Origin of the sequence: Parasphingorhabdus sp. (genome assembly GCF_049667325.1) — a bacterium.
In the GTDB taxonomy this organism is placed as follows: Bacteria; Pseudomonadota; Alphaproteobacteria; order Sphingomonadales; family Sphingomonadaceae; genus Parasphingorhabdus.
The window spans coordinates 1-4,081 of the sequence record NZ_JBATHY010000121.1 but is presented as its reverse complement, the minus strand read 5'-3'; the positions used below and the strand labels follow the sequence as shown (position 1 = coordinate 4,081).

Sequence of the window (4,081 nt, the reverse complement as noted above, 5' to 3'; positions counted from 1 at the left end):
GTTATTTAGTTTATTGAGATAGAAAAATATGGAGACCAAAGCTGGCGATCCCCGCGCTTTTGCGCATTTTGCATTGAACCGGGTCGCTTCGCCCGCGTTTGTTGTCGATGAAGTCGCGGTGCGGCGGAATCTGGAGATTTTGTCCGATATCAAAGAGCGCTCCGGGGCCAGGGTTCTCTTGGCGTTAAAAGCATTTTCGATGTGGTCGCTAGCCCCGTTGATCGACGAATATCTTGACGGTTATTGCGCGTCGGGCCTGTGGGAAGCGCGGCTTGCCAAAGCGCATTTCAAGGGACCGGTCAGCACCTATTCTCCTGCCTATAAGGCCGACGATCTGGCCGAACTATGCCAGATTTCCCAGCATATCACGTTCAATAATCCGACACAGGTAGGGAGATGGAAAAGTGATTCTAATCAAAATATTGCACTCGATAGTTGTGAAATTGGTTTAAGAATCAATCCGGAGATCGCGCTGGGCGAGACGGAAAAATATGATCCCAGTCAACCCCACAGCCGGTTGGGTTTTCCGGTCAGCCAATTGACAGCCGACGATTTCCAACATTTGTCCGGCATCCACTTACACAATCTGTGCGAACAGGGATTCGATGCACTTCAGCAGACATGGGCGAAGATCGAGCCGATTATTGCGCCGCATTTTGATACGCTCAAATGGATCAATCTCGGCGGTGGCCATCATATCACCCGCGACGATTATGATCGCGAGGCGCTGGTCTACTTTCTTGCCGAACTAAAGGCCAAATCCGGGTGCGAAATCTATCTTGAACCCGGGGAAGCGGTGGCACTGGACGCCGGTATTTTGGTCGGCGAGATCCTCGATATTTTCGACAATGGCATGCCGGTTGCTATCACCGACATCTCTGCAACCTGCCATATGCCAGACGTGATCGAAGCGCCTTATCGCCCGGCCATGCTGAACGAACGCAGCGATGGTACGGCCTTCCGCCTCGGCGGTCCCAGCTGTCTCGCCGGGGACGTCATTGGCGACTATATCCTTCCCGAAGCGGCCCATATCGGTCAGCGCATCGCCTTTCTGGACCAGGCGCATTATTCGATGGTCAAAACCAATACGTTCAACGGTGTTCCGCTTCCGTCGATATGGTTGTGGAACAGTGACAGCGACGCGCTAAAATGCGTCAAAACCTTTGACTGGACGGCATTTCGGGACCGGTTGAGCTAGAAAATTGACCTATTTAGCAAATTTCTCTAACTGTAGCTCTTTACAGAATAGGAAAGCGGCCATATATCCGCGCTTCGCTGCCCCATGGCCGCTTGCGAATCCGCAAGGCAGCTCAATCGATCTAAACCGCTAGGGGGTCCCTTGAGTTGCACCATTACCATGACGCTGAGGAGCTAACGAGGGCTCTCAGCCCCGATATCCCAGTTTTGCTCAACCGGCCGCACGCTGCCCGACGCGCAGCGCGCTATTTCGTCGAACAATTTCCCGGCAAGTCGCTCTATGCGGTGAAGGCGAACCCGTCGCCCGCATTGCTGCAGCTATTGTGGGAAGAGGGTGTAACCCATTTCGATGTGGCATCGATCGACGAAGTCCGCATCGTGCGCGCGGCTCTGCCCGATGCAACGCTCTGCTACATGAACCCGGTCAAGCAATTGTCGTCGATCCGCGAAGCCTATCGCGATCATGGCGTGCGAATTTTCTCCCTCGACAGCCTCGAGGAACTGGAAAAAATCGAACTGGGCACGGAATTGGCGGATGACCTGACGCTTTGCGTTCGAATCCGGGTTGCATCGGAATTTGCCGAAATCAGTCTCGCGTCAAAATTCGGCATCGATGTCGATGAATCGGCAGAATTGCTGCAACGCACCCGCCAAACCGCTGATAGCCTCGGAATCTGCTTCCATGTCGGCAGCCAGGCCATGACGCCGCTCGCCTTCGTCCATGCTCTAGAGCGGGTTCGAACGGCCATCGTCGGTGCGTCGGTCACCGTCGACATCGTCAATGTCGGCGGCGGTTTTCCGTCGATCTACCCGGATCTCGAACCGGTATCTCTCAATCACTATTTCAGTGCCATCGACCGGACGTTCGAAGATTTGCCGATCAGCTATTCAGCAGAGCTCTGGTGCGAACCAGGACGGGCCCTGTCCGCCGAATATAGCTCGCTGGTGGTCAAGGTCGAACGTCGTCGCGGCAACGAACTGTTTATCAACGACGGGGCTTATGGCACCTTGTTTGATGCCGCGCATATCGGGTGGCGTTTTCCAGTCCGCCAGATTGGCGTGGATTCGGATGACGGCACGACAACAGCATTCAGTTTCTACGGTCCGACCTGTGACGACATGGATTTCATGGCGGGACCCTTTGTCCTTCCCGACAGCATCAAAGCCGGTGATTATATCGAGATCGGCATGCTCGGTGCTTATGGCTCGGCCATGCGGACGAAATTCAATGGCTATGGCAGCAGCGAAGAATATGATGTAACCGACGAGCCGATGGCAAGTCTCTATGTCGGCGAGAATCTTGATCGTTCCGACCGCGATAATGTCGTATCCTTTCCCCGCGTTTGAGCGGCTCGTTAGGTTGCAATTGACAATCGGATACATCTGACGCAGTTTCCCCAAAATTTTCGGGGGAAATAGGAACATGAGTACTGCGATTTTGGCACCAGCGGCTGTGCTGGTGATTTGGTCACTGATCATGCTGTTCTGGATGGCCGGAACACGGCTCCCGGCAGCAAAAAAGGTCGGCATTGATATTAGTGCAAAGCCCGGCGGTCGGGGTCCCGACATAGATCCGCAACTACCCGAGAATGTGGCCTGGAAATCCCACAATTATACCCATTTGATGGAACAGCCAACTCTGTTTTATGCCACCGTAGCGATTCTCGCCATTGCGGACGCGGGTCATGGTCTCAATCTCTATCTGGCCTGGGCCTATGCACTCATCCGGATCGTTCACAGCATCTGGCAAGCGACCGTTAATCTGGTGAACGTCCGCTTCATGCTCTTTCTGGCCTCGACCATCTGCCTGTTCATCATGGCGATCAATGCTCTGTGGGTCACGCTATTCTAATCGCACCGCAATGATACGGAAGGTATAATGATGGAAAATAGCCCGCTTCTGCAGCCGATGGTTGCACTCATTTTGTGGACCATGCTGATCTGGCTGTGGATGTATGTCACGCGTATTCCAGCGATGAACAAAGCCAACATCGACTCAGCCAATCTTGTCGGCGCCAAGGGCGGCGATCTCGATGATCTGCTGCCGGCGAAAGTCCAGTGGAAGGCGCATAATTATAACCATTTGCTAGCAGAACCGACTCTTTTTTACGCGATTTGTGTCGTCTTGATTCTATCCAGCCAAAGCTATGGATTAAATGTCACAATCGCATGGGTCTATGTCGGATTGCGGGTCCTGCACAGCCTCATTCAGGTCACTAGCAACCGCGTGATCTACCGGTTTTTGGTATTCGCTCTGTCCAGCCTGTGCATCATTGCCCTGGCTGTACATGCGGCGATCGCGGTATTCCACTAGTCCAGGTCCGGTTAGCGACTGAAGCTGGAAACAATCTCGACATGGGTCGACCATAGAAACTGCCCCACCGGCCAGACTTGCTCAAGCTTGTAACCGGCGTCGCACAGTTGTTTTGCATCCCGTGCAAAACTCGCCGGATTGCAGCTGATATAGCAGATTTTTGCGACGTCCGATTGCGCCAACTGCATGATCTGGTCGCGCGCACCGGCGCGTGGCGGATCAAGAATAACGGCGTCAAAACGGTTGAGTTCCTCGGCACTCAGCGGCCTTCTGAATAGGTCGCGATGCTCGCAGAATATCTGCCGTGTGGAGTGATTGGCCGCCAGTTTCAGCGCGCCGATCGCGTCGCGCGCGCCTTCGGCCGCATAGACTTTCTGATTTTCACTCAGCGCAAAAGTGAAGGTGCCCAATCCGGCGAACAGGTCGGCCACCAGCTTTGCATCGCCGACGGCTTCCAGCATCGCGGCAATCAGCATTTTTTGCCCGTCATGGGTCGGTTGCAGGAAACCGCTATGGGGAAAATTCACCGCGGTTCCGTTGAGTGTGACGGTCACCGGTTCCGGTTCCCAT

Annotated in this window: 5 protein-coding genes; 4 read left to right on the top strand and 1 reads right to left on the bottom strand. The window is 54.2% G+C overall.

Annotated features, from left to right (window positions below):
• The first annotated feature begins 28 nt into the window (after positions 1–28).
• The 4 genes from WBM93_RS06005 (at position 29) to WBM93_RS05990 (ending at position 3,511) form a co-directional block, all read left to right on the top strand.
• Complete coding sequence (locus WBM93_RS06005) at positions 29–1,198, top strand: carboxynorspermidine decarboxylase (protein WP_424429517.1); 1,170 nt, start codon at positions 29–31, stop codon at positions 1,196–1,198.
• Positions 1,199–1,344: 146 nt separating this feature from the next.
• Positions 1,345–2,544, top strand: a complete 1,200-nt coding sequence (locus WBM93_RS06000; protein WP_424429515.1) for a type III PLP-dependent enzyme — start codon at positions 1,345–1,347, stop codon at positions 2,542–2,544.
• Positions 2,545–2,620: 76 nt separating this feature from the next.
• Entirely contained in the window at positions 2,621–3,049 is a 429-nt protein-coding gene (locus WBM93_RS05995; RefSeq protein ID WP_424429512.1) for an MAPEG family protein, read from the top strand.
• A gap of 27 nt (positions 3,050–3,076) precedes the next feature.
• Positions 3,077–3,511 (top strand): MAPEG family protein, encoded by a 435-nt coding sequence (locus WBM93_RS05990; protein WP_424429509.1) that lies wholly within the window; start codon positions 3,077–3,079, stop codon positions 3,509–3,511.
• A gap of 11 nt (positions 3,512–3,522) precedes the next feature.
• Here the strand turns inward: WBM93_RS05990 and WBM93_RS05985 are convergent.
• Positions 3,523–4,081: class I SAM-dependent RNA methyltransferase (locus WBM93_RS05985; protein WP_424429506.1), on the bottom strand; the 559-nt coding region annotated here is incomplete at its 5' end.